Origin of the sequence: Agreia bicolorata (genome assembly GCF_000938265.1) — a bacterium.
GTDB classification, from domain to species: domain Bacteria; phylum Actinomycetota; class Actinomycetes; order Actinomycetales; family Microbacteriaceae; genus Agreia; species Agreia bicolorata.
Window position 1 is genome coordinate 1 of the sequence record NZ_JYFC01000002.1, and the last position, 26,826, is coordinate 26,826.

Annotated in this window: 23 protein-coding genes; 9 read left to right on the plus strand and 14 right to left on the minus strand. The window is 66.2% G+C overall.

The annotated features are described in order from the left end of the window. Positions 1-303: 303 nt before the first annotated feature. Both TZ00_RS20480 and TZ00_RS03560 read left to right on the plus strand, forming a co-directional pair. On the plus strand, positions 304-2,478 hold the full coding sequence (locus TZ00_RS20480) for an Ig-like domain-containing protein (protein ID WP_052521249.1): 2,175 nt from the start codon (positions 304-306) through the stop codon (positions 2,476-2,478). Positions 2,479-2,708: 230 nt separating this feature from the next. Then, positions 2,709-3,911: a Fic family protein gene (locus TZ00_RS03560; RefSeq protein WP_044439430.1), complete on the plus strand. Its 1,203-nt coding sequence runs from the start codon at positions 2,709-2,711 to the stop codon at positions 3,909-3,911. Between the two features lie 35 nt (positions 3,912-3,946). Here TZ00_RS03560 and TZ00_RS03565 read toward each other — a convergent pair whose 3' ends face one another. From TZ00_RS03565 to TZ00_RS03595, 7 genes are all read right to left on the minus strand, one after another. Next, complete coding sequence (locus tag TZ00_RS03565) at positions 3,947-4,153, minus strand: hypothetical protein (RefSeq protein WP_044439431.1); 207 nt, start codon at positions 4,151-4,153, stop codon at positions 3,947-3,949. A gap of 57 nt (positions 4,154-4,210) precedes the next feature. Then, positions 4,211-4,705, minus strand: coding sequence for a hypothetical protein (locus TZ00_RS03570; protein WP_044439432.1), 495 nt, complete (start codon positions 4,703-4,705; stop codon positions 4,211-4,213). A 407-nt stretch (positions 4,706-5,112) separates the two neighbouring features. Then, entirely contained in the window at positions 5,113-6,201 is a 1,089-nt protein-coding gene (locus TZ00_RS03575) for a LacI family DNA-binding transcriptional regulator (RefSeq protein WP_238579568.1), read from the minus strand. 101 nt (positions 6,202-6,302) lie between these two features. Next, on the minus strand, positions 6,303-7,790 hold the full coding sequence (locus TZ00_RS03580; protein WP_044439433.1) for a GH1 family beta-glucosidase: 1,488 nt from the start codon (positions 7,788-7,790) through the stop codon (positions 6,303-6,305). Between the two features lies 1 nt (position 7,791). Beyond that, positions 7,792-8,703, minus strand: coding sequence for a carbohydrate ABC transporter permease (locus TZ00_RS03585; RefSeq protein WP_044439434.1), 912 nt, complete (start codon positions 8,701-8,703; stop codon positions 7,792-7,794). Further along, on the minus strand, positions 8,700-9,704 hold the full coding sequence (locus TZ00_RS03590; RefSeq protein ID WP_044439435.1) for a carbohydrate ABC transporter permease: 1,005 nt from the start codon (positions 9,702-9,704) through the stop codon (positions 8,700-8,702). The genes TZ00_RS03585 and TZ00_RS03590 overlap by 4 nt, the downstream gene beginning before the upstream one ends. 132 nt (positions 9,705-9,836) lie before the next feature. After that, positions 9,837-11,138, minus strand: a complete 1,302-nt coding sequence (locus TZ00_RS03595; protein ID WP_044440200.1) for an ABC transporter substrate-binding protein — start codon at positions 11,136-11,138, stop codon at positions 9,837-9,839. A 147-nt stretch (positions 11,139-11,285) separates the two neighbouring features. Here TZ00_RS03595 and TZ00_RS03600 point away from each other — a divergent pair, with 147 nt between their 5' ends. Next, positions 11,286-12,188, plus strand: coding sequence for an ABC transporter ATP-binding protein (locus tag TZ00_RS03600; protein ID WP_084605899.1), 903 nt, complete (start codon positions 11,286-11,288; stop codon positions 12,186-12,188). Next, positions 12,185-13,741, plus strand: a complete 1,557-nt coding sequence (locus TZ00_RS03605) for a hypothetical protein (protein WP_044439436.1) — start codon at positions 12,185-12,187, stop codon at positions 13,739-13,741. The genes TZ00_RS03600 and TZ00_RS03605 overlap by 4 nt, the downstream gene beginning before the upstream one ends. A 3-nt stretch (positions 13,742-13,744) precedes the next feature. On the opposite strand, the gene TZ00_RS03610 is transcribed toward TZ00_RS03605, so the two are convergent. Continuing rightward, a complete protein-coding gene (locus TZ00_RS03610) occupies positions 13,745-14,359 on the minus strand; it encodes a TetR/AcrR family transcriptional regulator (RefSeq protein ID WP_044440203.1) in 615 nt (204 codons plus the stop codon). Between the two features lie 100 nt (positions 14,360-14,459). Here TZ00_RS03610 and TZ00_RS03615 point away from each other — a divergent pair, with 100 nt between their 5' ends. Together TZ00_RS03615 and TZ00_RS03620 are read left to right on the plus strand one after the other, a co-directional pair. Continuing rightward, positions 14,460-15,764, plus strand: a complete 1,305-nt coding sequence (locus TZ00_RS03615) for an MFS transporter (protein ID WP_044439438.1) — start codon at positions 14,460-14,462, stop codon at positions 15,762-15,764. A gap of 23 nt (positions 15,765-15,787) precedes the next feature. After that, the gene (locus TZ00_RS03620) at positions 15,788-18,064 is read left to right on the plus strand and encodes a glycoside hydrolase family 3 C-terminal domain-containing protein (protein WP_044439440.1); all 2,277 of its coding nucleotides are present in this window, start codon (positions 15,788-15,790) and stop codon (positions 18,062-18,064) included. A gap of 75 nt (positions 18,065-18,139) precedes the next feature. On the opposite strand, the gene TZ00_RS03625 is transcribed toward TZ00_RS03620, so the two are convergent. Beyond that, positions 18,140-18,592, minus strand: coding sequence for a VOC family protein (locus TZ00_RS03625; RefSeq protein WP_044439441.1), 453 nt, complete (start codon positions 18,590-18,592; stop codon positions 18,140-18,142). Positions 18,593-18,764: 172 nt separating this feature from the next. Between TZ00_RS03625 and TZ00_RS03630 the strand changes: the two genes are divergently transcribed. Then, complete coding sequence (locus TZ00_RS03630) at positions 18,765-20,234, plus strand: HNH endonuclease signature motif containing protein (RefSeq protein WP_044439442.1); 1,470 nt, start codon at positions 18,765-18,767, stop codon at positions 20,232-20,234. Between the two features lie 96 nt (positions 20,235-20,330). Here the strand turns inward: TZ00_RS03630 and TZ00_RS03635 are convergent, their stop codons facing one another. Further along, entirely contained in the window at positions 20,331-20,897 is a 567-nt protein-coding gene (locus tag TZ00_RS03635; RefSeq protein WP_044439443.1) for a TetR/AcrR family transcriptional regulator, read from the minus strand. A 71-nt stretch (positions 20,898-20,968) separates the two neighbouring features. On the opposite strand from TZ00_RS03635, the gene TZ00_RS03640 reads away from it, so the two are divergent. Further along, complete coding sequence (locus TZ00_RS03640; protein ID WP_044439444.1) at positions 20,969-21,553, plus strand: dihydrofolate reductase family protein; 585 nt, start codon at positions 20,969-20,971, stop codon at positions 21,551-21,553. A 102-nt stretch (positions 21,554-21,655) separates the two neighbouring features. Here TZ00_RS03640 and TZ00_RS03645 read toward each other — a convergent pair whose 3' ends face one another. After that, positions 21,656-22,312, minus strand: coding sequence for a response regulator (locus tag TZ00_RS03645; protein WP_044439445.1), 657 nt, complete (start codon positions 22,310-22,312; stop codon positions 21,656-21,658). Beyond that, complete coding sequence (locus tag TZ00_RS03650; RefSeq protein ID WP_238579569.1) at positions 22,309-24,090, minus strand: sensor histidine kinase; 1,782 nt, start codon at positions 24,088-24,090, stop codon at positions 22,309-22,311. Before TZ00_RS03650 ends, TZ00_RS03645 begins: the two co-directional genes overlap by 4 nt. Positions 24,091-24,238: 148 nt before the next feature. On the opposite strand from TZ00_RS03650, the gene TZ00_RS03655 reads away from it, so the two are divergent. After that, positions 24,239-25,780 (plus strand): CitMHS family transporter, encoded by a 1,542-nt coding sequence (locus TZ00_RS03655; RefSeq protein WP_044439446.1) that lies wholly within the window; start codon positions 24,239-24,241, stop codon positions 25,778-25,780. Positions 25,781-25,953: 173 nt separating this feature from the next. Here the strand turns inward: TZ00_RS03655 and TZ00_RS03660 are convergent, their stop codons facing one another. Both TZ00_RS03660 and TZ00_RS03665 read right to left on the minus strand, forming a co-directional pair. Continuing rightward, positions 25,954-26,484, minus strand: coding sequence for a gluconokinase (locus TZ00_RS03660; RefSeq protein WP_044439447.1), 531 nt, complete (start codon positions 26,482-26,484; stop codon positions 25,954-25,956). Next, the gene (locus TZ00_RS03665) at positions 26,484-26,801 is read right to left on the minus strand and encodes a putative quinol monooxygenase (RefSeq protein WP_044439448.1); all 318 of its coding nucleotides are present in this window, start codon (positions 26,799-26,801) and stop codon (positions 26,484-26,486) included. The genes TZ00_RS03660 and TZ00_RS03665 overlap by 1 nt, the downstream gene beginning before the upstream one ends. Positions 26,802-26,826 lie beyond the last annotated feature (25 nt).

Genomic DNA, 26,826 nt, shown 5'->3' on the forward strand with positions numbered 1-26,826 from the left:
CTACCACCGCCGGAGGCGCCAACCCCGCCTGGGCCGTTTGACGCCCATCGAGTTCGAGACCATCATGAACACGACCGCCGCACTGGCGGCGTGACTACAACATGTCACCTACTCGTGCAGCAGACCCTATCGACATCGCGGGTGTGTCGCAACGGGAGCGGGCTCACACGGTTCGTGACGATTTGTAGCCAAACCGCCCGCAGCATCCGCTCTGTGCCCTAGTCTGAGCCCGGGGGGAGCCCGGCCATCAGGTGCTGGGCGGTTCGACTCCGTCGTTGTTGCGCTAACCAAACGGGGTTCCCGATGTCATCAGCCCAGACTCTCGATCGCACGGGCTCTCGCCGCATCGCCGTTCTGCTCGGCGCCGCAGCGATCGCCATGGCAGGTCTCGCCATGCCTGCCGGCCCCGCCTCCCCGGCCTTGGCTGACAGCGCGGGCGAGGTTGCGCACACGGTGACGTTCACGAGCGACGGATCGTGGACAGTTCCCGTGGCAGTAAGCACGGTGACCGTCACGCTGACGGGCGCGGGCGGAGGGGTCGCCGGCGATGCGGCGGTCGGCGGAATGGGCGCGACGATCACCGGAGATCTGGCGGTCGTGCCGGGTGACGTTTTCGCATTCGTGGTCGGCGGGGTGGGAGGCATCGGAAGAGAGCCCGGCTATGGCGCCAGCTATGGCGGGCAGGGCGGTGGCAGCGGAGACTGCGGGCAATCCGGAGGTGGTGGTGGCGGCTCGACGGGCTTCTGGGCGAAGCAGGCGCAGTTCGGCACACCGATCGCCGTCGCAGCTGCCGGGGGTGGCGGTGGTGGCTGGGCCGGCGGGGCCGAGGGCGGATCAGGCGGCTGGGCCGATGTCGATAATGCGGGGTCAGGCCAATCCTCTCCCGGCGGCATGGGGACGAACACCGGTGAGTTCTACGGCGAGGGCGGCCCTGGTGACAGCTCTTCGAGCTGCGCCGGTGGCGGTGGTGGCGGAGGCGGCTGGGACAGTGGCAACCACGTCGGCTTCGGCGGTGGGTCGGGCGGAAGCGCAAACTATCGCGACTCCGGTGGTGGTGGCGGCGGTGGCCAGAGCTTCATTTCGAGTGTCCTCTCCAACTCCGTGCTCGCCTCGACGACCGACGCGGGCGCCGGCGGCTCGGTTGTCATCAGCTACCTGCAGGGTCCCTACTCCACGACCGGATACGACGCCTCGGCATCGACCCTGACCGTGTCGGTGGGCAATGACTTCGTGATCAGCCCCACGGTGGTGGCATCGGCCGGCGTGGCCAGCGGAACCGTGAGCCTGATCGATTCCGCGACCGACAGCATCCTGCAGACCCAGAACCTGTCGGATGGGCCCTTCATCGTCGGCAGCCTGGCGGTGGGCACCGAAGCGGTGCATCTCGCGTTCGCCTCGGACGACGAGACGGCCATTCCGTCGTCGGTCAGCACGGACTTCACCCTGACCACGACCATGGCCGTCGCGCCGATTCTGCTCACGGGTGACACCACCATCAACGAAATCGGATTCAGCACAACAACGCTGACCGCCGAGCTCGACGGTGCCGCCGAGTGGCTGCCGATGCCCACCGGCACGGTCAACTTCTTCAACGGCACCTACCCGCTGGGCGAGGTGACCCTCGATGCCGGGTCGGAAGCGACGCTCTCGACTAACCTGCCGGACGGCGCAAACCTCATTACCGTCGTCTACGGCGGTGACTCCGTGTATACGTCGTCGACCTCCGATGTGCTGACCGTTCAGATAGCGCCCGCGCCTATTCTCGTGCCCACCTACCCCGATGGTGAGTCGCTGACGGCCGGGTCACCCTTCGACATCGTCGTCGGCGGTCCGAGCACGCCGCTTCCGAAGGGAACCGTGCGGTTCCTCTTCAACGGCGTGGTCATGGGGCAGTCCGCTCATGACGACGCCGACGGGTCGCGGCACTTCACGGTGCCGGGCAGGCTAGTGACGGCGGGCGAGCACGTCATCACCGTCGAGTATTCGCGCGACGGCGTCAACGTAGACACCGTCTCTGCACCCCTGCGCGTGGCCGTGCGCAAGGCGGTGGCACTGCACGCCCTGAGCATCTCGACCGCGGCCGACGGCGGCGCCGAGGCCGTGCACGCCCGGGTCGACGGCGGAAATTCGGCGCTTGATCCGACCGGATGGGTGACGTTCAGTGTCGACGGTGTGGCGCTGAGCCCCGTGGCTGTCGGAGCGGATGGCGCGGCCCATCTGTCGGTGGTCACACTCCCGAAGGGTCGGCATGAGATCGGGGCCGTGTACTCCGGTGACGCCGACTTCGAACCCGCCACCGCCGATGCGGTCGTGCTGACCGCAGGCTCGTCGTCAGCAGCACGCGCGTCGACGCTGGCTGCGACCGGGGTGGATACCGATGGTGCGGCGCTCGTCGCCGGTTCGGCATTGCTGGGCGGCTTCGCCCTGGTGGTGCTGGCCGGGGCGCGTAGGCGCCGGATTCCACAGGATCGCCTCTAGCGCTGCCCGGCCATCACGGCGCCATTGAAGCGGCAGAGCCTATTTCGGTACGCCGTCGGCGACGGTCTCAGTGCAGCAGACGAGCATTCGGGGCACGACTGACGGACTGAGCATCACTGCCCAGGGCCGGTGCTGAGCCCATGAGATCAGCGACCCAATAGGCCGAAAGAGAGTCGCTGTTATTTCGGCTTGTTGTTGCTAAACCGAAGTAACGCGATCATAATTTCGGTATGAACGCTTCCCCGGTCGGTTCCCCCTGGCCCGAACACGGACTTGAAAGCCTTGCGTGGCAGCAGGCGACCCGGGCCGGAACCCGCGACGACAGAATGGTGCGCTCGATCGACGCCACTGTGCCGCCGTTCATCGAACACCTCGACTATGTACCGTCGCTAGCGCTCATGTCCGCGACCGAGAGTGCGCTCATCGCAATAGCCCAAGCTGACACCGACGCAGCGGGGCACTCTGCTGCGCTCAGTAGATTCATGATCCGCACGGAGTCTGTGGCTTCTTCCAAGATCGAGCGGATAACCGCCAATGCTGAGGATTTTGCGCGAGCGATCGCCGGCAATCGAAGCAACTCGTCGGCCGTGAGTATGGTCGCTGCGAGCAACGCGCTGCATGAGCTGGTGACGACCGTCGGTGACCGCGGTGCCTTCGAGCTCGCCGATCTGCTCGCCGCACACCAAGCGCTCATGCGAGATGACCCGTTCGAGGCCCCCTACGCGGGTCGATTGCGCGACATGCAGAATTGGATCGGCGGATCGGACTACTCGCCGAGAGGAGCCCTGCATATTCCTCCGGCACTCGAACGGGTCGAGTCGTTGATGCGCGATCTTCTCGGCTATCTCAACCGCGACGACATTCCTGCCCTTGTCCAGGCCTCGATCGCCCATGCTCAGTTCGAGTCGATCCATCCCTTCACCGACGGCAACGGACGCATCGGCCGAGCACTCGTCGCGGCTTCGCTGAGGCGACGCGGAGTGACGATGCACGCGGTGATCCCGTTGGCGTCGGGGATCCTGGCGCGGAGGAATGATTACTTCGGTGCGCTGGGAACGTACCGCAGAGGCGATCCCGCTCCGATCATCGGGCTGTTCACTCGGGCGGCGCATGTCGCAGCTCTGGAGTCGCGTAGATCGATCGATCGGATCAAGGCTCTCCCCGCCGAATGGGTCGACGAGGTGAAGCCGAGGAGAGGGTCGGCGGTCGCCAGCTTGTTGCCCGTCTTTTTCGACCATCCCGTTATGACTGCCGACGACGTCGAGCGATACTCGGGCGCCAAGACGGTACAGGCGTACGCGGCAATCGGTCGGCTCGTCGAAGCGGGTGTGATCCGCGAGATCACCGGACGCAAGAGGGATCGAGTGTGGGTTGCATCCGACCTGCTCGCCGAACTCGATGAGCTCGACCGTCGCATTCAAGCGGTGATGTAGCGGGCTACGTCAATGGCCGCCGTCGGCAAACCGAATTAGACGACGAGGTCGAGGGTTGTCTTGCCTGACAACGGCTGCAGGTAACCTTCGACGTCGGTGTTGCGGTCTGCTAGCAGGTCGGGGTAGTCGGCTTGATATGCCTCGGTGAGCGGTAGAACGAGGTCGATTCTGTCGATAGCGGTGAGCCCAACGGCTTCTCTGAGGAATCGCCGGTAAGCATCGATGCGAACACCATCGCCCATCGAGGAGACCGGACCGGTGGGTGGGATGGCGGGCAGAATCGATGCCAGCCATATCGGTCACAGCGCCGTCAGCACCGCTCGCGCATCGGTCGACCAACGTTGGTTGAGGTTGTCGGCGAATTCGATGCTCTCGATCTGGTAGTCGTCCGTGTTCATATACGGCTGAAGGACTCCGGCGCAGGCCTCGACGGGGAGGGGGAAGTCCCAGATGAACTTGCCCTTCGGAGTGTGGGCGACGAAATATGTTCCCGGGGGAAGGATTTTCAAACTAATAGGCCACGGCACCCGTGTGCCGTCGATCTTGACCGTGATCTTCACGTCGTGGAACGTTGACCCCGACGAATTGGACATGACCACACCAAGAACCTTCGGGTTGTGAGTCTCGATGTCGCTGACGGTCCAAGCGGTCAGGCCGGTGGCTTGAGCCTTCGATTCGCGTGCCTCTTCGATCGCTCGCAGCCTCTTGTCGGCGGCAAACTGAAGGGCAGCAATGCCTACCGCGCCCGCAGTGATCCACGTTGGAAGATCGCCCAGCCACTGATACTGATCCATTCGGAGTCCCTTCGAGTGTCCCCCAACGGTCCGATGGTAGTTGGAATCGGGCACTTAGATCGGGTGCCAAGTGGACGCAGCGTCTCAACACGATGAGCGCCCGTCGAGTCGCGTCCTGCTGCGAATCGGATGGCCTAGGCCTCAATTGGGTCGACAGGGCACAACTCAGGGCGGAGCTGCCCAGGACGGTGTTTTCGCACGTAGGTTGTGCACTCTTCCTGAATTGTGGCGGGGCCGAGATGCGCGCTGGTGGCGGGTGGTGAGAGCGCCGTTGCGCACGGCACGGCGCTCCGGGCGCTCCTCGCGCTTCGAGCTTCACCAGGTCGCGCTGCAATTCAGGAGCAATGGTGACCTCAGCGTGTTTTCGCACGCGGTGACCCGGTCGAACCTGAGTTGCAGCGGCAGCCCTACGCCGACCCGCGCTCCACGAGTTCGATGGGAATCCACGTCTCGTGCTCGATCGCTTCTCCTGCGATCAACGCCAGCAGTGCCTTCACCATCTCGGCACCCTTGTCAGAGGTGTGCAGGTCGACGGTCGTCAGCTGAGGCTTCGTGTCTGTAGAGAAGGAGTTGTTGTCGATCGTGCTTATGGCCACATCGTGCGGAACCGAGAGCCCGTGCTCCCGCAGAACGGACAGAGCGCCCGACGCCATTTGGGCCGAGGCGACGAAGAGTCCGTCGAAGGGAACCCCGCGCGCGAGCAACCGCTCGGCGGCCGCCGCTCCGCTGGCCGGGGTGTAGTCGCCCTCTTCAACCAGCTCGAGAGCAGGATCGCCCACAAGCCCGGCCGCCTCAAGCGTGGCGCGCCACCCCGCCAGGCGATCCCGCCCGGCCGTAGCGGTGAGAGGCCCCGTGATCGTCGCGATTCGGGTGCACCCGCGGTCGATCAGACGCTGCGTTGCCAGCGCCGCGGCCGCCGCGTTGTCGACATCCACCGTGTGCGCCTCGAAGCCGATGTCGTCGAGGGGACGCACTCCGAAGACCACCGGCAGTGAGCGCGACAGCTCGAGGTAGGTCGCCGACGAGCTGTGGTGCGACAGCAGCAGGGCTCCGTCGACACTTCCGCTCTGCAGAAAGCGGTGAGTCTTCTCGGCGTCGGCCTCGCTCTCGATGAGCAGCGTGAGCGTGTAGTCGGTCGACGACGCGTACATGGCTGCGCCCTGAATCACCTCGGCGAAGTAGGGGTCGGCGAAGAACGCCGCCGTGCGCTCGGGAATTACCATCGCGATCATCTGTGTGCGCCGGCGCACGAGGTTTCGTGCCGCCCGGTTGGGCACGTAGTGCAGCTGCGCGATGGCCGCGTTCACTCGCATGATCGCCTGCTCGGTCACCCGCGGCGATCCGTTGATCACCCGCGACGCCGTCGACTTCGAGACACCGGCCAGCGCGGCCACGCCCTCGAGCGTCGCGACCGGCGCAACACGCATGCCCGGCGCAGCACCCGCGCCCGGCGCATCGCCGACGCCCGGGTCAACGCGGGGGATGTCGGTCGTCACGTGGGTGCCCTGCGATCTGTTGGTCGAGATGGTCGTTCAGCGCACACAAGAACGCTGGGATCACTTTATGTGGTGTTCCCTCGGGTGTCGCGCTGGGTGCCCTATTCAGGAATCACGTGCGAGCGAATGAGCTTCGAGAGCCATCGCCCGCTGTCCTTGACCGTGCGCTGCTGCGTCTCGTAGTCCACGTGCACGATGCCGAATCTCTTGCTGTATCCGTAGCCCCACTCGAAGTTGTCGAGTAGCGACCACACGAGGTAGCCGCGCAGATCGACCCCGCGCGCCAACGCCCGATGGGCCGCCGTGAAGTGCCGCCGCAGGTAGTCGAGCCGCTCGACGTCGTGCACCCTGGCGCCGTCGACAGCGCCCACGACTTCGCCCACGGCGCCGCCCACGACCTCGTCGTCGAACGCCGCACCGTTCTCGGTGATCATCAGCGGCAGCCCCGGGAACTGCGACGCCAGCGACACCAGCAGCTCCTCGAGACCGTCGGGGGCGATGTTCCAGCCCATCGCCGTGAACGGCCCATCCTGCTGCACGAATTCGACGTCGCGGCTGCCCGGCCAGGGCGACCCACCGACATCCTTGTGCCCGTCGGCGTTCTCGCGCGGCGACGTGCCGTTCCACATGCGCACCCTGGCCGTGGAGTAGTAGTTGACCCCCAGAAAGTCGAGCGGCTGATGAATGATCGCCGCATCGCCAGCTCGCACGAACGACCAGTCGGTGACCTCGGCGGTGTCGGCGATGAGATCGGCGGGGTAGCCGCCCGCGAGCATCGGCCCGGTGAACGAGCGGTTGGCCAGCGCATCGATACGCCGGATGGCCTGCGGCGAGGTCTCGTCGTCGCCTCGAAGAACGTGAAAGTTCAGTGTCACCGAGATCTCTGCGTTCGGCACGACCTCGCGCAATACCTGCACCGCGAGGCCGTGCGCGAGATTGAGGTGGTGCATCGCCGCGAGGGCATCGGCCCCAGACGTGCGGCCCGGCGCATGCGCACCCGAGCCATAGCCGAGAAACGCGCTGCACCACGGCTCATTCAACGTGGTCCAGACCTGCACCCGGTCGCCGAGTTCGGTCGCCACGAGCCGGGCGTACTCGGCGAAGCGATATGCGGTCTCGCGGTTCGTCCAGCCGCCCGCGTCTTCGAGCGCCTGCGGCAGATCCCAGTGATACAGCGTGGCGATGGGCCGGATGCCGCGGTCGAGCAATCCGTCGACCAGACGCCCGTAGAAGTCGAGCCCGTCTAAGTTGGCCGGCCCCGAGCCGAGAGGCTGGATGCGTGGCCAGGCGATCGAGAATCGGTAGGCCTCGAGGCCGAGATCGGCCATCAGATCGAGGTCGTCTTCGAGCCTGTTGTAGTGGTCGTCGGCCACCTCGCCGGTGTCGCCGTTCACGATGGCGCCGGGTGTCGCGCTGAACGTATCCCAGATCGAGGGGCCGCGCCCGTCGGCCGTGACTGCTCCCTCTATCTGATACGCGGCGGTGGCCGAGCCGATCACAAATGCCGTATCGAAGACGAGGCCGGAATCCCGGTAGTCGGGGTTGCCCTCGGGGCTCTGAATCGTTGTGGGCCGGATGTCGATGGTCATGTCAGCCTTTCACCGCGCCTTGCATGATTCCCGCCACGAGCTGCTTGCCCGCGACGATGAACAGAATGAGAAGAGGAATCACCGAGAGCACGGCGCCCGCGAGAACCATGGAGTTGTCGGGAGTCTGCCCGCCACTGGCGCTGAGCGCGGCGAGCGCAGTCTGCACGCTCGGATTGCGCGGGCCGAGCACGAGCAGCGGCCAGAGGAAGTCGGTCCAGGCGGCCATGAATGTGAATAAGGCCAGCACGGCCATGGCGGGCCTCGCGGCCGGAACCGCGACGTGCCAGAACGTGCCCCACATGCTCGCGCCATCCATTCGGGCGGCCTCGATGAGCTCGTCGGGAATCACGTCGACCAGGTACTGCCGCATAAAGAAAACGCCGAAGGCGGTCACGAGCCCGGGCACGATCACGGCCTGCAGGGTGCCGATCCAGTGCCACTCTGCCATCAGCATAAAGAGAGGAATGATGCCGAGCTGGGTGGGAATCGCCATGGTCGCGATCACGGCGAGCAGCAGCCCGTTGCTGGCCCTGAAGCGCAGCTTGGCGAACGAGTAGCCCGCCAGCGTCGAGAAGAACACCACCGAGATGGTGATGGCGCCCGAGATGATGATGCTGTTCGCCAGCGCCTGCCAGAACGGCACCGTCGCGAAGACCTCGGCGGCCTTGTCGAGAAAGTTCGGGCCGGGCAGGATGGCCGGGGGCACGAGATTGGTATCGGATGACTGGCGGCTGCCGATGACGAATGACCACCAGAGAGGGAACGCCGATCCGGCGAAGAATGCCGCAAGCAGCGCGTACGTGAGCATGCCGGGGCGCTCGTAGGCCTTCTTTCGACGCGACCGACGCTCGGCCTCGAGAAGCCGCGGCGTCGCATCCGGTTCTGTATTCGGCCTGCTGATGAGCGCGGTCATGACGCCGCTCCTTTCGCTCGCTGCGCGGCCGTGGGCCCGGATGCGATGGGCACGGGTTTCGCGTCGGCCGTGCGGATGGCGCGGGTGATGGCGAAGTTGATGAGCCCGGCCAGGATGATGATGAGGAAGAGAATCCAGGCGGTGGCGGATGCCCGACCGAAGTCTCGGCGGGGGAAGGCGAGCTCGTAGAGGTAGAGCACGATCGTCTGGAACTGGCGGTCGCTGCCTCCGTTCGTGCGGCCGTCGAAGAGCTTCGGCTCGGTGAAGATCTGCAGCCCGCCGATGGTAGAGGTGATGACCACGAAGATGAGCGTGGGCCTGATCATGGGAACGGTGATCGACCAGAACCGTCTGATCTTGTTGGCGCCGTCGAGCGCGGCGGATTCGTAGACGTCGCGCGGGATGGCCTGCATGGCGGCGAGCAGGATGAGGGCGTTGTAGCCCGTCCAGCGCCAGTTGACCATGCTCGCGATCGCGAAGTGCGAGGGCAGAACGTCGAACGCCCAGCGGATGGGCTCGAGCCCGAAGGCCTCGAGGAGCCCGGCGACAGGGCCGTGGTACTGGTTGAAGATCTGCGCGAAGATCACGGCGACGGCGACCGGGGCCACGATGTACGGCAACAGGATGCTCATGCGCCAGAAGGTCTTGCCGCGCAGCGCCTGGTCGAGAAGGGCCGCAAGACCCGTGGCGATGATCAGCTGGGGGATGGCGGACAGCAGGAAGATGCTGATGGTGTTGCGGAACGCGTTCCAGAAGAACGGGTCGCTGAGCACAGAGACGTAGTTGTTGAGCCCGACGAAGTCGCCCTGGCCCTTGAGTAGGTGCCAGTCGTAGAGCGAGACGTTGAGCGTGTACGCGATCGGGAAGATACCGATGAGCGCGAAGAGAATGAAGAACGGCGCTATATAGAGGTAGGGGGAGACCCTGTAGTCGAAGCGGGCGAGCTTCTGCTTGAAGGTCAGATCGACACGAGCGGGTCGTGTGAGGGTGGAGCTGGTCATCTTTGAGCCAATCCGAAAGGCGACGCGGGGTGCAGGTGGTGGATGGGGCGGCTCGACAGGCCCGCGACAGATGTGCGGTTCACCTGTCGGTCCTGTTGAGCCTGTCGAGCCGCCCCGGGGTTGAGCGGGAAGCTAGCCGACGATCTGGTTGAGCAGCTTCATGGCTTCCTTCCAGGCGGTCTCACCGTCGGTGATCTCGCCCTGGCTCACTCGGTCGAAGATCGGGCCGAACACGTTGTCTTGAATGTTCGAGTCCTCCGGTCCCTTCACCTGAGCGATGACACCCTCGGAGCGGGCGGCGAAGATCTCACCGATGGGAGCGTCGTTGAAGAATGCGCTCTTCGTGTCGGCGACGAGCTTCTGGCCCTCGACGGTGCTCGGGTAGGGGCCGGCCAGCTCGAACGATGCAGCCTGCTGCTCGGGAGCGGCGAGCCAGAGGGCCAGCTTCGCGGCCTCCTCCTTGTGCTCGCTCGACTCGGAGACGCCGAGGAAGGCGCCGCCCCAGTTGGCCGATCCGCCGGGAAGAACGTCGGCGAAGTCCCAGCCGCTGTCGGTGGTTCCCTCGTCGTAGTAGCCCTGCACGATTCCGAGCATCCAACTCGGGCACATGTACACGGCGTACTTGCCTTCCTTGGCCTCGGGGCCGACGTCCCATCCGGGAAGTCCGGCGCCGAGTCCGGCCTTCTCAGCCTCGACGATCTTCACGAACTGGTCTTTCAGAACGTCGTTGCCCTCGATGTTGAGGGTCTCGCCGTCTTTCTTGTAGTAGCCCTCCTTCTGCTGGTTCACGAAGGAGTTCCAGAAGAATCGTGGGCTGTGATAGAACGCTTTGCCGCTCTTGTCCTTGTACTCCTGGCCCACCTCGAAGAAGCGATCCCACGTGGCGTTTTCGCCGCCGAAGTATTCGGCGACTGCGGTGCGCTCGCTCGGAAGGCCCGCGGCCTCGAAGAGGTCGCCGCGGTAGCAGAGGCCCTGCGGGCCGATGTCGAGACCGGCGCCGATGACCCGGCCATCGGCATCCGTGCCCTGCTCGTACTTCCAGTCGAGCCAGGTGTCTTTTTTGTCTTCGATTCCGTAGTCGCGCAGGTCGACGAACGAGTCGGAGACCTCGGCGATCGTGCCGAGCCAGCCCTCTTCGATGGCCACGATGTCGCTGAGGCCGGTGCCGGCCGCGATCTTGGCGTAGGCGTCGTCGCGAGCCGCGCCGCCGCCCTCGAGGTTCGTGGCCTCGATGGTGACGTTGGGGTTCTCCTCCATGTACTTCTTGTAGTTGGCGTCGACGCCCATGGTGCCGAACGTGGTGATCGACAGGGTGACCTTGTCGCCCTTGTCACCGCCGTCAGACGAACCGGATGCCGCGCATCCCGTTGCGAGTAATGCCAGTGTTGCGACGCCGGCGACAGATGCGGCGATTCTTCGTCGTGAGGTTTTCACGGTCACTCCTTTGTGTGCGTGGGCAGGGCAAGAGAGCGCTCTCATTTATGGCCGTTCATAGGCCGTGGAAGCGCTCCCATGGGTTTCGAGAAACACTAGGTCGAGGTGTGCTGGGAGTCAAGAGTTTTCGTGGAACCGTTCCCATGAATGTCGAATCGTGACCTGTGCGGCGGTGGCGAAGGCGTCCGCGCCGGTTGGGAGCATCCGCGCCTGGTCGTCGGGGCGCGGGTGTGCCGAACAGCAGCGGATGCGCCCATCGACTCTGTCCTCGTGGGTGCCGCCGCTGCAACTCAGGAGCGATCGACCAGAGAGGAGGTTTTCGTGCGCCGCCTGCCTCTTTTTCATGAAGAGGAGCGCTGCGCAATACTGAAGAGCGTGACCAGCGCTGTCGAAGTCGAAGAATGTGCTCTGTCGATCGATCAGGTGGCCCTTCTTGAGCCGGTCTCGTTCTCTCTTGCGGCTGGGGAGTCCCTTGCGGTCACCGGTTCGAACGGATCAGGCAAGACCACCCTGCTGCGGATCCTCGCCGGTCTCGCGCGACCGACTTCGGGGGCGGCGCGCATCCACGGGGCGCCGATCGACGAGCGAAGCCCTGCGTTTCGGCGGGCGGTGAGCGGCTCGATCGGACGGCCTCCCGTGGCTCGCGACCTTACGCTCGAAGAGCACCTCGCACTGGTCGCGGCGTCGTGGGGATCGTCAGTCGAGAATGCACGGCAGCGCGCCGCCGCAGAGCTCGAGCGGTGGCAGCTGGGCGCGCTTCGACGGAGGTTTCCGCACGAGCTCTCGTCGGGGCAGTCGCAGCTGTTCGCGCTGGCGCTCGCGGTGGTGCGTCCGTATGAGGTGCTGGTGCTCGACGAGCCCGAGCAGCGGCTCGACCCCGACCGGCTCGGCATCGTGATCGAGGTTCTGCGCCAGGAGATCGCGGCCGGGCGCACGGTGGTGTTCGCGACGCACAGTGTGGTGCTCAGGGAGGCGGTGGCGAGTCGTTCGATTCAGCTGGGCGGCGACGCGGGAGACGCGGGCTCCGACCCTTCGGGCTTCGACGCGTGAGTCGCGAGACTGCCGTCGCCCTGCGGGCCGTGCGCTCGATCAGGCGGGAGCGCGCCGAGGGCAACTCGCGCGGCGACGTGGCCTACGCCGTCTATGCCGGAATCATGGTCGCGGCGATCGTGGTGGTGCCCATTCTGCGGGCCGTCGTTCTGTATCTGGCCGAGCCCGCGGCATCCGCTGTGCTTGTTGCCGTCGGGCCTGCCGTGAGCGGCACCGTCTTCGCGCTCGCGTGCGCCGCATTTGTGGCGCTCGGCGGCGTTCGCGGGCCGGCCCTGCTGTCGCCGTTTCTCGTGTTTGCGGTGGCTGGCAATGGGCATCCGCGGCGCCGTACCCTGCTGAGACCGGTGGCGCGAAGCGTGCTTGCGCTTGCGGTGGCTGGGGCGGGAATCGCGCTGCTCGTTGCGCTCGTTCTCGTTGCCGTGGGCACCACCTCGGTGGCCGGCGCGATCGTGTTCGCGGTTGCGGGGGCGCTCATCGGCGTGGTGTGCGGCGGATGCTGGCTGCTCGGCCAGCGCGCGTCGGCTGCGGTTCGCGCATGGATCGTCGTTGGCGTTCTGGCGACGTGGGCCGCGTGGGTGGTGGTGCCCGGGAGCGCCAGTGTGCTGCCGTGGGGATGGTTCGCTTCCCTGTTTCCGGCGGCAGCTGACGTGGCTGACGCCGGCCTCTCTCTGGGCGGACTCGGGCTTCTGGCCGCGGCGGCGCTCGCGGTGATTCCGATGCTGCTCGACGGGCTTCGCGGGCCCGCGCTGCTCGCCCAGGCTCAGCGCTGGCAGACCGCCGGAACGCTCGCCTTCACGGGAGATCTGGCGATGGCGATGGGGGAGTTCAGGGCCGTTCCGCGGCGCGGGCGCGGGCTGTCGGCGATGGGCCGAGGTGGCCGTGGTGGCGGTCGGTGGGGTGGCTTGGTGTGGGTATTCGCGCGGCGCGATCTCGTGGGCTCGCTGCGCACGCCGGCGCGCTTCGTTCTGGCGTGCGCCGGATGCCTCGGGTTCGGTCTGCTGATCGTGGTGGCGGTCGGCGCATCCGGGGTCGCGGTGTGGATCGCAGCCTGCGCCGCGGCGATCGTGGGGTTCCTCGCGCTGGGGGTGTGGAGCGACGGATTCCGCCACGTGGCCGAGGTCGCGGCGGCGCCCCCGCTGTATGGCGTCTCGACGCTGAGGCTCGTCGGGTTGCACACGGTGCTGCCGGTGGTCGGGGGCGTGGTGTTCTCCGCTGCGGGAGTCGTTGTGGGTGTTCTACTGTGGGGCGCCGTTGTGTGGCCCGCGCTCGCGGCGGCCGTGCTGAGCGTGCTGCTGCTCGTTCTCGTGCGCGTGTATGACTCGGCGAAGGGCCCGCTGCCGCTGACGTTGATGGCTCCGGTACCGACGCCCGCGGGGGATGCATCGGCTCTTGTGGTGGCCGCGTGGCAGGCCGATGCGGTGATTCTTGCTGGGGTTGCCGTCGGCTTGACCGTTGTGAGCTTCGCCGGTGGGGTGGGCGGGGGCGTGCTTGTCGCGGTGGGGCTCGGGTTAGTCGTGGTGTGGATGGCACGGCGGCGGATCCTGGCCGACTGATGCTCAGTCGGCATCCCCCGGAGCTGCGGATCCGGGAATAAGGGCGGCCAGAAGCGCGTCGATCGTACCCGCCATGTCGATCTCGGGGTCGAGCATCCATTGGGCCTGCAGACCGTCGGTCACCGCTTGGACGATCGCGGCGAACTGCTCGGGACGCATTCCTGCGGGGCCAGTCTCGCCCTCCCATGCCGTGCGCGCGATATCGGAGAGCATGCCGCGCAAGCCGACGCCCCGCTCGCGGAAGTATGCATGTGCCGGGTGTTCCGGTGATGCAGCATCGACGTTCATGCGTGCGAAGAGGTGCACGAGCCCGAGAACCTGCGCGTTGTACCGGACGACCGCAAGGTAGCTTCGTCGGAACGCCGTCGGGTCGACCATGGATTCGGGTTCGGCGAACGCTGCTTGGTCGTGCTTGTCACGTGTGCGGAGGATCTCGGCGAAGAGTTCCTCTTTGCTCGTGAAGTAGTGCAGCAGGCCGGCCTGGCTGAGACTGACCGCCTCGGCGATCTCCTTGACGGACGCTCCCTGGTAGCCGTGCTGTGCGACGACCTCCAGGGCACGCTCCAGGATCTCCTCGCGCTTGGCGACGCCCTTGGCGTACGAACCTCGTTTTGACATGCCTCGAGTAAACAGCAATCGCCACTTGTCCACGAACACCGAATGCCATATGGTTTTCACGACGTCAACGAAGACGTCCTTCACCCGAAGGCGAATACCCATGACACTGTCGTCCAATTCCGTTCCTCCACAGAGCTCGCCGATCACAAAGGGCACGTTCGTCGCCACAGCGAGTGGCTCCGACGATCCGCCCCCGCCCGTGCGAGGAACAGTGAACCGCCTCCTCTGGTGGATCATCCCCGCCAACTTCTCGATCTTCGTGATCTGGGGAGCCATTCCCGGCATCCTGCTGCCGCAGCAGATCGCCAACCTCGACTCCGAGAACAAGGTGGCCAACCTCGCCATCGCCGCCACGATCGGCGCGCTCGCCGCGATGATCGCCCAGCCGATCGCGGGGCAGCTTTCCGACCGCACCCGCTCGCGTTTCGGGCGACGTGCACCCTGGATGTTCCTCGGCGTGCTCGCGGGCGGCCTCGCGCTCGTCGGCCTCGCGTTCGCGAACTCGCTCGTCGGGATCACGATCGCGTGGACGCTCGTGCAGATCTCGTACAACTTCGCGCAGGGACCATTGAGCGCGATCATGCCCGACCGGGTGCCCGTGCGCCGACGCGGCACGTTTGCCGCGCTCAGCGGCATCGGCCTCATGGTGGGCGCGCTCGGCGGGCAGATCCTCGCGTCGATGTTCCTCGGCAGCATCGCGGCCGGCTACATCGTCTTCGCCGTCTTCGCTGTCGTGATGCTCGCCATCTTCATCGCCGTCAACCCCGACCACTCCAGTCGCGACATCGTCGTCGAGCCCTTCCGGCTGCGCGACTTTGTCGGTACGTTCTGGATCAACCCGGTTGTACACCGCGACTTCTTCTGGGCCTTCACCGGTCGCCTGCTGCTCTACACGGGCTACTTCTCCGTCACCGGCTACCAGTTCTTCCTGCTGACTGACTACTTCCACGTTGCCGACCCGGCCACGGTCATCCCGGTCTTGGGCCTGCTGAGCCTCGCCGGCATCCTCGTCTCGACGATCCTCGCGGGTCCTTTGTCGGACAAGCTCGGCCGCCGCAAGATCTTCGTGTTCGCCTCATCGACCGTTGTGGGCATCGCCCTGCTGCTGCCGTGGATCTGGCCCACTATCGAGGTCTGGATGGTGTTCTCGTTGATCTCCGGCCTCGGCTTCGGCATGTTCCAGGCCGTCGACACCGCGCTTGTCAGCGAGGTGCTGCCGTCTGCCAAGTCGTTCGCGAAAGACCTCGGCGTCGTCAACATCGCCGCGACCCTGCCGCAGACCCTCGCCCCCGGTGTCGGAGGTCTCATCGTTCTCGCATTCGGCTACGCGGGCCTGTTCCCGGTCGGCATCGCGCTGAGCGTGCTCGGTGCCTTTGCCGTATGGCCCATCAAAGCAGTCCGCTGATCCCTCCCAATGAAAGGCCCGTCGTGACCGACTCCACCTCTCCCACTGCCGCCGCCGACCTCACGCTCGAGGAGAAGGCATCGCTGACCAGCGGTGCCGACTTCTGGACAACGAAGGCCATCGAGCGCGCCGGCATCCCCTCGATCTTCGTGACCGACGGGCCCCACGGCGTGCGCAAGCAGGTCGGATCGACCGACCATCTCGGAATCGCCGAGAGCGTTCCGGCGACCTGTTTTCCGCCCGCCGTCGGGCTCGGATCCTCGTTCGATCCCGAGCTCGCCGAGCGTGTCGGCGTCGCCCTCGGGGTGGAGTCGGCCATAGAGGACGTCGCGGTGCTCCTCGGGCCTGGGGTCAACATCAAGCGCTCGCCGCTGTGCGGACGCAACTTCGAATACTTCTCGGAGGACCCCATCGTCGCCGGTGTCCTGGGGGCGGCTCTCGTGCGCGGCATCCAGTCGCAGGGGGTCGGCACCTCGCTCAAGCACTTCGCCGCGAATAACCAAGAGACCGACCGGATGCGTGTTTCCAGCGACATCGACCCTCGGCCGTTGCGCGAGATCTACCTGCGCGCGTTCCAGCGCGTCGTGGAGGACGCGCAGCCGTGGACGGTCATGTGCTCCTACAACCGCATCAACGGCGTGTACGCCTCTGAAGATCCGTGGCTGCTGACGCAGGTGCTGCGCGACGAGTGGGGTTTCGAGGGCCTTGTGGTCTCGGACTGGGGTGCGGTCAACGACCGGGTCGCCGCCCTCGCCGCCGGTCTCGACCTCGAGATGCCGGCGAGCGGCGGCGTTACAGACGCGCAACTGGTCGCGGCTGTACAGGATGGCTCCGTGCCCGAGGCGACGCTGGATGTCGCCGCGGCACGCATCCTCGATCTCGTGGGCAAGGCGCAGGTCCGTCCGGCGGCGCCCGGCCCGCTCGACGTCGACGCGCATCACGCGCTTGCGCGCGAAGCGGCGGGTCGTTCGATCGTGCTGCTGAAGAATGACGACGCGGTTTTGCCGCTGAGCAGGGATGCCCGCATCGCCGTCATCGGCGAGTTCGCTCGCACACCCCGCTACCAGGGTGCGGGATCGTCGCTCATCAACCCCACGCGCCTGGATGCCGCGCTCGATGAGATCCGTGCGCTCGCGACGGGCGAGGTCGTCTTCGCGCCGGGCTTCACGCTTGGAGGCTCGGGCGATGCCGACGCCGATGTCGACGCGCTGCGCGCGGAGGCGGTCGCTGCGGCTGCAGCTGCGGAGGTGGCCGTCGTCTTCCTCGGGCTTCCGGCCCGCGACGAGTCGGAGGGCTACGACCGCGAGCACATCGACCTGCCTGTCGAGCAGCTCGCTGTGGTCGACGCGGTGCGTGCGGTCAACCCTCGCACCGTCGTCGTCCTCTCCCACGGAGGCGCGGTCGCGCTGCCGTTCGCCTCCGAGGTGCCGGCGATCCTCGACGGGTGGCTGCTCGGGCAGGCCGGCGGCGGAGCGACGGCGGACGTTCTCTACGGTGTCGTGAACCCCTCGGCCAAGCTCACAGAGACGATCCCGCTGCGGCTTTCAGACAACCCCTCGTTCGGCAACTTCCCCGGCGAGCTCGGGCACGTGCGTTACGGCGAGGGCATTCTTGTGGGCTACCGCGCGTATGACGCCCGATCGCAGGATGTCGCGTTCCCGTTTGGGCACGGACTCTCGTACACGACGTTCGCCTATGGCCAGGTCGCCGCGAGCGAGACGGCCGATGGCGACATCGAGGTGCGCGTGCCCGTCACGAACACCGGGTCGGTTGCAGGACGCGAGGTCGTGCAGGTCTACACCTCGCTCGCCTCGTCTATCGTTCAGCGTGCACCGCGAGAGCTGAAGGCGTTCGCCAACGTCGCGCTCGAGCCCGGCGAGACGCGCGAGGTTGTGCTGCTCGTCCGCCGCGCTGACCTCGCGTACTGGGACGTGCGAGTGGATCAGTGGATCGTCGAATCGGGCGAGTACACCGTGGAGGCTGCCGCCTCCAGCCGTGACATTCGGTCGACGGCCACGCTCGCCGTTGCGGGAGACGCCGTTGTGCTGCCCCTCACGATGAACTCCTCGATCGGCGAGGTGCTTGCGCACCCCGTGGCAGGCCCGCTCGTGGCACAGGCGTTCGAGCAGCTGACCGAGACGTTGGGCGGCGCGGCCTCCGCGCTGATGCCGGACGATGAGGCGATGCAGAAGATGATGGGCGCGTTCCCGATCGGTCGGATTGCCGGATTCCCGGGGATGCCGATCGACCGGGCGATGGTCGAGGGACTCCTCGCCGCGGCGAACGCTCCCCAGCACTGAGGTGTCGGGGTCAGGCGCCAGGCGCCAGGCTTGGAGCCTGACCCCGTAACGCTCTCAGGGCGCGGGCAGAGATAGCTACTCGGTTGGTGCAGCGCTCTTCTGCAGCTCCTGCGCGAGCATCACGATGATGCCGCTGGGGCCTCGCACGTAGGTGAGCTTGTAGATGTCCGCGTAGGTCGCCACCCCGCGAAGCGGGGTGCATCCATGTTTCGCCGCGATCGCGAGCGACTCATCGATGTCGTCGACCGAGAACGCGACCCGGTGCATGCCGATCTCGTTCGGCAGGGTGGGCGACGTCTCGATGGCGTCGGGGTTGATGTACTCGAAGAGCTCGATTCGGCCGTTGCCGTCGGGGGTCTGCAGCAGTGCGATCTTCGCGTGGTTGCCGTCGAGGCCGACGGCGGTGTCGGCCCACTCCCCGCTGACCTCGTCTCGGCCGAGGAGTGTGAGGCCGAGGTCGGTGAAGAAGGCGATCGTGGCGTCGAGGTCGGTCACGGCGATGCCGACGTTCTCCAGTTTTATGGGCATGGTTCTGATGCTAGCCAGGGTCGGGCGATGTGGCTCGGCGGGCGTGCGCGTGGTTGGGCGTCCCGTACTCCACAGGGGGATGGTTGGGTGAGTTATCCACAGGTATATGTCCTGATCAAAGCTGTTTTGATGGCTCGAACCTAATGTCAGTGGCTGCTGTTTGAATTCTCGTATGGATCTTCACGACGCATCGCTCGGCGACATTGCCGCGCGTCTGCGTGAGCTGCTCGACGAGCAGCGCGGTGCGGGGTCGGCTGCCGTGTCGGGCGATGGCCTACTCGAGGCGGTGCACGCGTGGGAAGAGATTGGCCGGGCCGGTGATGCAGCCCGCATGTGGGTGGCAGCAGAGGTCGAGCACGAGTCGCGCCGTGAGCTCGAGGGCTCCGGCCTGGCATACCGACACGGGTTTGCGACTGCCAAGAAGCTGGTCGCGGCCACCGCGAACATATCTGAGCGCACGGCCGCGGGGCGCATGATTCTGGGGCGGCAGGTGCGTTCCTCGATCTCTCCTACGGGGCTATCACTGCCGAGCAGATTCCCCGAGGTCGAGCGGGCCGTGTTCTCGGGGGCTCTCGGAGTCGATGCGGCATCCATCATCTGCCGCACTCTTTCCGAGGTGGTGTCGCGTGTCACATGGTCCGAGGCGGTCGACGAGGCCGAACGATGCCTGGTCGACGCCGCCACTGAGGTTGTTGAAGGCGATAGTCACGAGATGGGCTTGCCGGCGCCCCGCCACACGGTCGACGGCCTCGCTCGCCTTGCCAGTCGCATCCGTGAGTATCTCGACCCTGACGGGGCCGAACCTCGGGATGCTGTCAAGCAGCAATTGCGCGGGTTCAGCTACCCGAAGGTGGGGGCTGATGGAATGGCTCGCGGGCGGTACGCGTTTCCCCCTCTGCAGCTGGGCATGTTCCTTGCGGCGGTCGACTCGATTCTGAGCCCGCGCACCGCTGATCCGGAGGCGCCGAGGTTCGGCGATGGCGGTGTTGGCGAACGTGACAGCGCGGTCGTGCATGGAACCACCGACCCGGATGGCCTCGTGGTGGTCGATTCGCGCACGTCAGAGCAGAAGCTTCTCGATGCGGTGATGGCTCTCATCGAGATGGCGGCTGCGTCGCCGGCGGCATCTCGACTGAACGGCTCCGCGCCCACAGCCAACGTGCACGTCACGGTGAGCGACCTCGAAGCGGGGAGCGGCGTCGGGTGGATAGACGGCAGCACAGAACCGATTCCGATGAGCACGATCCAGATGCTCGGGTGCGATGCAGACCTCACAGCGACCGTCTTCGGCTCGTCTGGTCAGGTGTTGAGCCAGGGCAAGACCAAGCGGCTGGCCAGTCGCCGACAACGAAGAGCCCTCGCCGCGCGCGACGGGGGCTGTGTGATTCCCGGATGTACGGTGCCGCCATCGCGATGTCAGGCGCACCATGTCGTGCCGTGGGTCAGCAGCACTTTTCTTCTCGGTCGTACCGATATCGACAACCTGGCGTTGCTATGCCCGTTCCATCACGCCACGATCCATACCTCGGCCTGGCAACTCGTGATGATCAACGGCAAGCCGCACGTGCGTGAGCCCGGATGGCGCGGTCGGCGGAGTCCGGCCCGGGCAGCGGGGCAGCAGAGAGCGGGGTGGGGTTGGTAATGAGCTGATACTGGAGAGTCAAACATCGATTGTTTTGGTGCAGGACTTCGCGTCGGCCGCCCTGTGATGGGTGTCGGGCGAGTGTCGCGACCATGACTACCGAATTAGGCGGTCGACGAACTCGTCAATAGCGGCGTCAATGGACAGCCCGGTGTCGATTGGTGCGGTGAGTTTGTCGAGCATCAGTCCGTCGATGGCGTAGTGGAACAAGGCGATTTCGGTCTGTCCCCCGGGCAGGCCGGAGCCTTCGTTGAATGCGACGTCATCCTGGAATGCTCGCTGTCGCCACGCCCCGAGCGCCTCGGCCACGGCGGGGCGTCGCGCAGCCTCTAGGCGCAGTTCGAAGAGAGCTAGTGACACATGCGGGTCGGCGCTGAGTCTCCGCACGACGTCACGCAGGTAGTCGGCGAACAACTTTCGGTCGGGGAGCCGGGCTGAGCGCGAAGAAACTGCCTCGGGATGAGGTGTGAGTCGCTCTCCGATGCGGTCGACCAGTGCAGAGATGAGATCGTCGCGGGTGGGGAAGTAGTTCGAAGCGGTGCCGCGTGGCGTGCCCGCCGCAGAGTCGACGGCTCGGTGGGTGAGACCCCGGGCTCCTTCCTCGGCGAGCACGCGGATCCCGGCATCGGCCAGAGCGGAGCGTCGTTCATCGTTGCGTGCCATATGAATCATGCTAGCCAAACCACGACCGCTGTTGTAGTTTAACCACAACAAATGTCGTGATTGGAGACATAATGCGAGAACTCATCTATTACATCGCCGCGAGTATCGACGGGTACATAGCCGACCCGACTGGCGGGTTCGACGCGTTCCTCGTTGAAGGCGACCACGCGTCCGTGGTGTTCGGCGAGTACGCGGATGCGCTGCCAGGCCACGCGCATGCGGCGCTGGGAATCGAGCCGCCGAAGACGCGATTCGATACGGTGATCATGGGGTGGAACACCCTCGCCCCTGCGCTTGAAATCGGTATCACCAGCCCCTACCCGCACCTGAAGCAAATTGTGGCGAGCCGCCATTCACGCGCAGTCGATCCGGCGATCACCCTCACTGATGATCCACTTGCCTTGGTTCGCAGCTTGAAACGAGAAGATGGTCTGGATATCTGGCTCTGTGGTGGTGGCGAGTTGGCAGGCACACTTCTGCCTGAGATCGACCGCCTCGTTCTGAAACGAAATCCTGTCGTCTTCGGCTCTGGAATCGACATGTTCGGCAATACTCCCTACAAGCCGCGGACCTTTACTTTGACCAGAACCCGATCGTTCGATTCAGGTGTCGTGATCGAGGAGTACACCTGCCGTAGTGGAGCGTTGCTGCCGTAGCCGTAGCCGTAGCCGTAGCCGTAGCCGTAGCCGTAGCCGGCGTTGGCGTTGTTCGTTCGTTGGCTTCGGGATGGCAGCGCGTTACTCACCGTGCGATCGGGCTCACGCGTGCACCCGCAGGTAGCGATGCTCGGGGCGACCGGTCGTGCCATAACGCAACCGCACATCGACCACTCCGCGCCCGGCCATCGCCGACAGATGCCGCTGCGCGGTGGCCCGCGAAACTCCGGCGCGGTCGGCGATCTCCGAGGCCGACGACTCGGCATCTCCGAGCGCCTCGAGAAGCACCTGCTCGGTCGCGGAACGAGAGACCGAGAGTGTGTCGCCGCCCGCTCGGAGGATCGCCAGCGCGCGATCGATGTCTTCTTGGGCGACTGGGCGGTCGTCGTCGAGAATGTTGCGAAAGCGCAGATAACGATCCAGCAAGTCGGTAAGCGCAGACCGTGCAAACGGTTTGACCAGATAACCGAGCGCACCCGAGCGCAGCGCACGCCGCACGGTGCGTGCGTCGGTCGCAGCCGAGAGCACGAACGCATCGACGCCGACATCGCGAATGAAAGCGACCCCGTCGCCATCGGGCAAAAATGCGTCGACAAGCAGCAGGTCAGGATGCTCCGCGCGAACCGTCGTCATCGCCTCGGCCAGCGTCCGGGCCGGCTCGAGGGCCAGGTAACCGGGCCGCTCGTCGACGATGTCGCGGTGCAGTCCTGCGACGCGAAAGTCGTCTTCGATAACAAGGACGCGAACAGGTGCGGTCATGGAGCAACGTCCTTTGCGGGGTGAGCGGTCTCAAGGGGTGCGGTCTCGAGCGATGTGACCTCAAGTGGTGTGGTCTCGAGCACATCGCGCAGGCGTGCTCCGAAGACGGCACCCGAGGCGACCCGGTCAGTGCCCGAGGCGCCCCGGTCAGCAGCCGAGCCCGCAGCCTGGGCGGAACCCGGGCCTGGCTGGTCGGCATCCGGTCTGCCTGATTCGATGAGCCAGACGTCGCCGCCGCGACGGCGGGCGAGCTCTCGCGACAGAGGCAGACCGACTCCCAGCCCATGGATGCGGTCTGTTTCGCCACGAGAGCTGTCGTCACGAGAGCTCTCGCGGCGATGGAAGAGGCCGACGTCGCTCGCGACGCCCGGCCCGGAGTCGGAGACGGTCAGCACGAGGTCGGGCCCGTCGCCGTAACAGCCGACGCTCACGCTGCGCGGCTCGCTCCCTGCGACCGCGGCCCGCACGGCGTTGTCGACGAGGTTGCCGAGCACGGCGGCCACGTCTTCGACCTCGCGCAGCGGTGACAGCAGCAGCGAGTCGGCAGCGACAGAGAGGCGTACGCCGCGCTCGCCCGCTTCCAGCGCATGCGCGCCGATGAGCGCGTGCAGCAGCGCGTCGCCGATCAGATCGATGTTCTCCACGGGGTAGTCAACCGGACCGCGTTGCAGCTGTTCGCCGAGGAACTCTCGCGCCTCGGGCCCGCGACCTGCGTCGAGAAGGCCGACCGCCACGTGCAGACGGTTGGCGAACTCATGTCGCTGCACCCGCAACGCGCTCGTCATCGCACGCACTGTCTCGAGGCGTTCGCTCAGCGCCATCAGGTCGGTGCGATCGCGCACGATCAGCACCGTGCCGAGATCGCGCCCATCGCGTCGCACCGGTTGCGCATCGACATAGAGCACCCGACCTCCCGACACGATGCCGTCTCCCGCCGTTCCCTCGCGCACGGCCACAAGGATGTCCGGTGCGACGCCGAGAGCGGCGAGGCTCTTGCCCTCCGGATCGGCGAGGTCGAGCAGCTCGCGGGCGGTTTCGTTGCACAGACGCACCATGCCGTCGGCGTCGAGTGCCACGACGCCGTCGCCGACGCCGTCGAGCACCGCTGCCTGATTCTGCACGAGCGCCACGAGTTCTTCGGGCTGCAGGCCGAGCGTCAGGCGCTCCCATCGTCGTCGTAAGAGCATCGCGGAGAGTGCCGCCAGCAGCAGAGCGACACCGGCCGCGGCGACGATTCCGCCGATCAGTGTAGGGAGATCGGAGAAGACGCTCGACGGCTCGAACCCCACGCTCACTTCGCCGACGGGTGCAGTGCCCTCGCCGTCGGGAGGCAGCACGGGCACCTTCGCCCGCGCCGAAACACCCAAGGTGCCTTGCTCCCAGGTCACCACCTCTTTTCCGGCGAGCACCTCGCGGTAATCGGTGCTGACGGGCTGGCCGAGAGCGTCTGCGTCGGGGTGGGCGAGGCGAATCCCGTGATCGTCGGTGATCACAACGAACAGCGTGCCGGTGCGTTCGGTCACCGCGCCGGCCAGTCGTTGCAGTTCGCCGTCTCGAAGCTCGGCCGCGCTGGGCGTGCCCGGGTCGGCGCTCATCTCGGTCACGTCGGCGCGCACCTGCGGGTCGACGGCGAGAGTGCGAGCGATGTTGAGAGCAGAAGTCTCGGCCTCGGCTCGCAACTGCTGAATGCCGAGGAGCAGGAAGACCACGGCGCAGACCGCGACCACGGCGACGGCCGTCGCCGTCTGCAACAGCACCACCCGGGTTGCGAACCTCATCATTCCTCCACCGTGAGCATAATGCGCTGAACTCGCGCTTCGCGCAGAAGGTCCGCCAATGAGAGATAGCGCGCGTGGCAGGCGAGAAGTCCCTAGATTCACTGGATCCGGTCGACGATGTGCGTAGACCGCAGACAAAGGAGTCGAGATGCCCCCGGTTCTCACTGGCCTCGCGGCCGCCGCCGCAGAGGAGGAGGGCTACGACCTGGCCTTCACTCCATCGGACGGCACGCTGGTCGCCCTCGGATTCGCGATGGTCCTCGCGTTCATGGCGCTCATCATGACCCGTCGACTGACCCCGATGGTCGCGCTGATCGTTGTGCCCACCATATTCGGCCTCTTTGCGGGCGCGGGGTTCGGACTCGGAGACATGGTGATCGACGCGATCAAGTCCATGGCGCCGACAGCCGCGTTGCTGATGTTCGCGATCATGTACTTCGGCATCATGATCGACGTCGGTCTCTTCGATCCGCTCATCCGGCTGATCACTCGCCTGCTCGGCGACGACCCGGCGAAGGTGGTGCTGGGCACCGCGCTGCTGGCAGGAGCGGTCTCTCTCGACGGCGATGGATCGACGACGTTCATCATCACGACCTCGGCCATGCTGCCCATCTACCTGAGGCTGGGAATGAGCCCGGTGGTGCTCACCTGCGTGGCGGGTCTGATGAACGGCACCCTCAACATCGTGCCCTGGGGCGGCCCGACGGTGCGCGCGGCATCCGCCCTCTCGCTGGAGCCGACGGCGATCTTCGTTCCCATGCTGCCCTCCCTGGGCGCGGGGCTCATCATCACCCTCGCCTTCGCCTGGTTCCTCGGCTTGGGCGAGCGTCGACGGCTGGCAGGGTCGATCGACACCACGCGCATCGATGGAACCCGCGGCGACGGCATCTTCGGCGCTCCCCGCCTGTTCCGCGGCGCCGGGTCGAAGCCGGGCGCGGCCGTGACACTGCACACCGGCAACTTCGTCGCCGTGCGCGGCGCCCGTGGCGCGGTCGCGGCGACGTCGCTGGTGGATGCCGCAGACACGGCCATGGCAGACACGATGCTCGACCCGAACCGGGCGACGCTGCGCCCGAAGCTCATCTGGTTCAACCTCATTCTGACGGTCGCCGTTATGGTGCTGCTCGTTCTCGATCTCTTTCCGCTGGCGTTCGTCTTCATGGTGGGTGCATCCATCGCGCTGATCGTGAACTTTCCGAAGCTCAAGAGTCAGGCCGACGAGATCGTGGCCCACGCGCCGTCGATCGTCGGCGTGGTCTCGATGGTTCTCGCGGCCGGAGTGCTGGTCGGCGTTCTCAATGGCACCGGAATGGTGACTGCGATGGCTTCCTGGATCACCGAAGGGATCCCGGCGGAGATGGGTCCCTTCCTCGCCGTCATCACCGGTGTGCTGTCGATCCCGTTCACGTTCTTTATGTCGAACGACGCGTTCTATTTCGGCATACTGCCCGTTCTCGCCGAGAGCGCGTCGCACTTCGGCATCACCCCGGTCGAAATGGCCCGCGCGTCGATCACCGGCCAGCCCGTGCATCTGCAGAGCCCGCTCGTGCCGGCGATCCTGCTGCTCGTCTCGCTCGCCAACGTCAACCTCGGCGATCACCACAAGAAAGTGCTGTGGCGGGCCGTGGTCGTCTCGCTCGCCATGCTCGCGGTCGGAGTGCTGGTGGGGTCGATCCCTCTGCGGGCCTGACCCCGGCGAGCGTCGTTCCCGGGATGCGCGCTGCTCTGCAGGAAAAACAGGCGTTATGAGCGAGTTTCGTACGCGAGAGGCTCGTTTCTCCTGAAAACGGGCGCCGGATGCCGACGGCCGGCCCTGCGGCTGGCCATCTGCGGCTGGCCGTCGGCGGCTGCGGCGCTGGAGTGTCAGGCGGGGCGCACCACGCGGAATGCCGCGGTGACGATGTCGTCGATGTCTGCGTCGACCGAGACATCGGCGCCCGTCTCGCCCGGCTCGAGCGGTTCGAACGCCGCGAGTTGCGAGTCGAGCAGGGATGCCGGCATGAAGTGCTCGGTGCGCGCGTTCATGCGGGCCGCGATCAGCTCGCGAGGCCCGGAGAGGGTGATGAAGATCGTCGACGGCTCAACCGAGCGGATGGTGTCGCGGTAGCGACGCTTGAGCGCCGAGCACGCGAGTACCAGGCCCGAGGAGTCGTGCTCCGCCAGAACCTCGCCGATGCGCACCAGCCAGGGCTCGCGGTCGATGTCATCCAGGGGCAGGCCGGCCGCCATCTTGGCGACATTCGCCTCGGGGTGCAGCGAGTCGGCGTCGATGAAGGGCACCTCGAGGCGCTGGGCGAGCAGTGCTCCGACGGTCGACTTTCCCGACCCGGAGACGCCGCCCACGATCACGAGTTCGCGGCCCGAGCCGGTGCCGCCGGCGCTCGCGCCGGCCATCAGAGCTTGCCCTGGTAGCTGCTTCCCGCAGGAATCGGCGACAGCAGGGTGATCTCGGGTGCGGACTCGAGCAGACCGACGAGCGTCGCGTTCATGCGCGCCACGATGTCGCCTTTGCTGTGGGCATCGAGATCCTCGGCCGAGCTCCACTTCTCGAGCATGATGATCGTTCCGTCGGGAGCGTCGTGAATCGCGTAGAGCTCGCATCCCGTCTCGGTGTGCACCTCGGCGATGCCCGCCGAGAGGGCCTTCACGAGTTCGTCACGCGCACCGGCGACGGGGCGGAACGTGACGGTGACGACGACTGCTTCAGACATGGTTCTCCACTGGATCGAGGGCGGT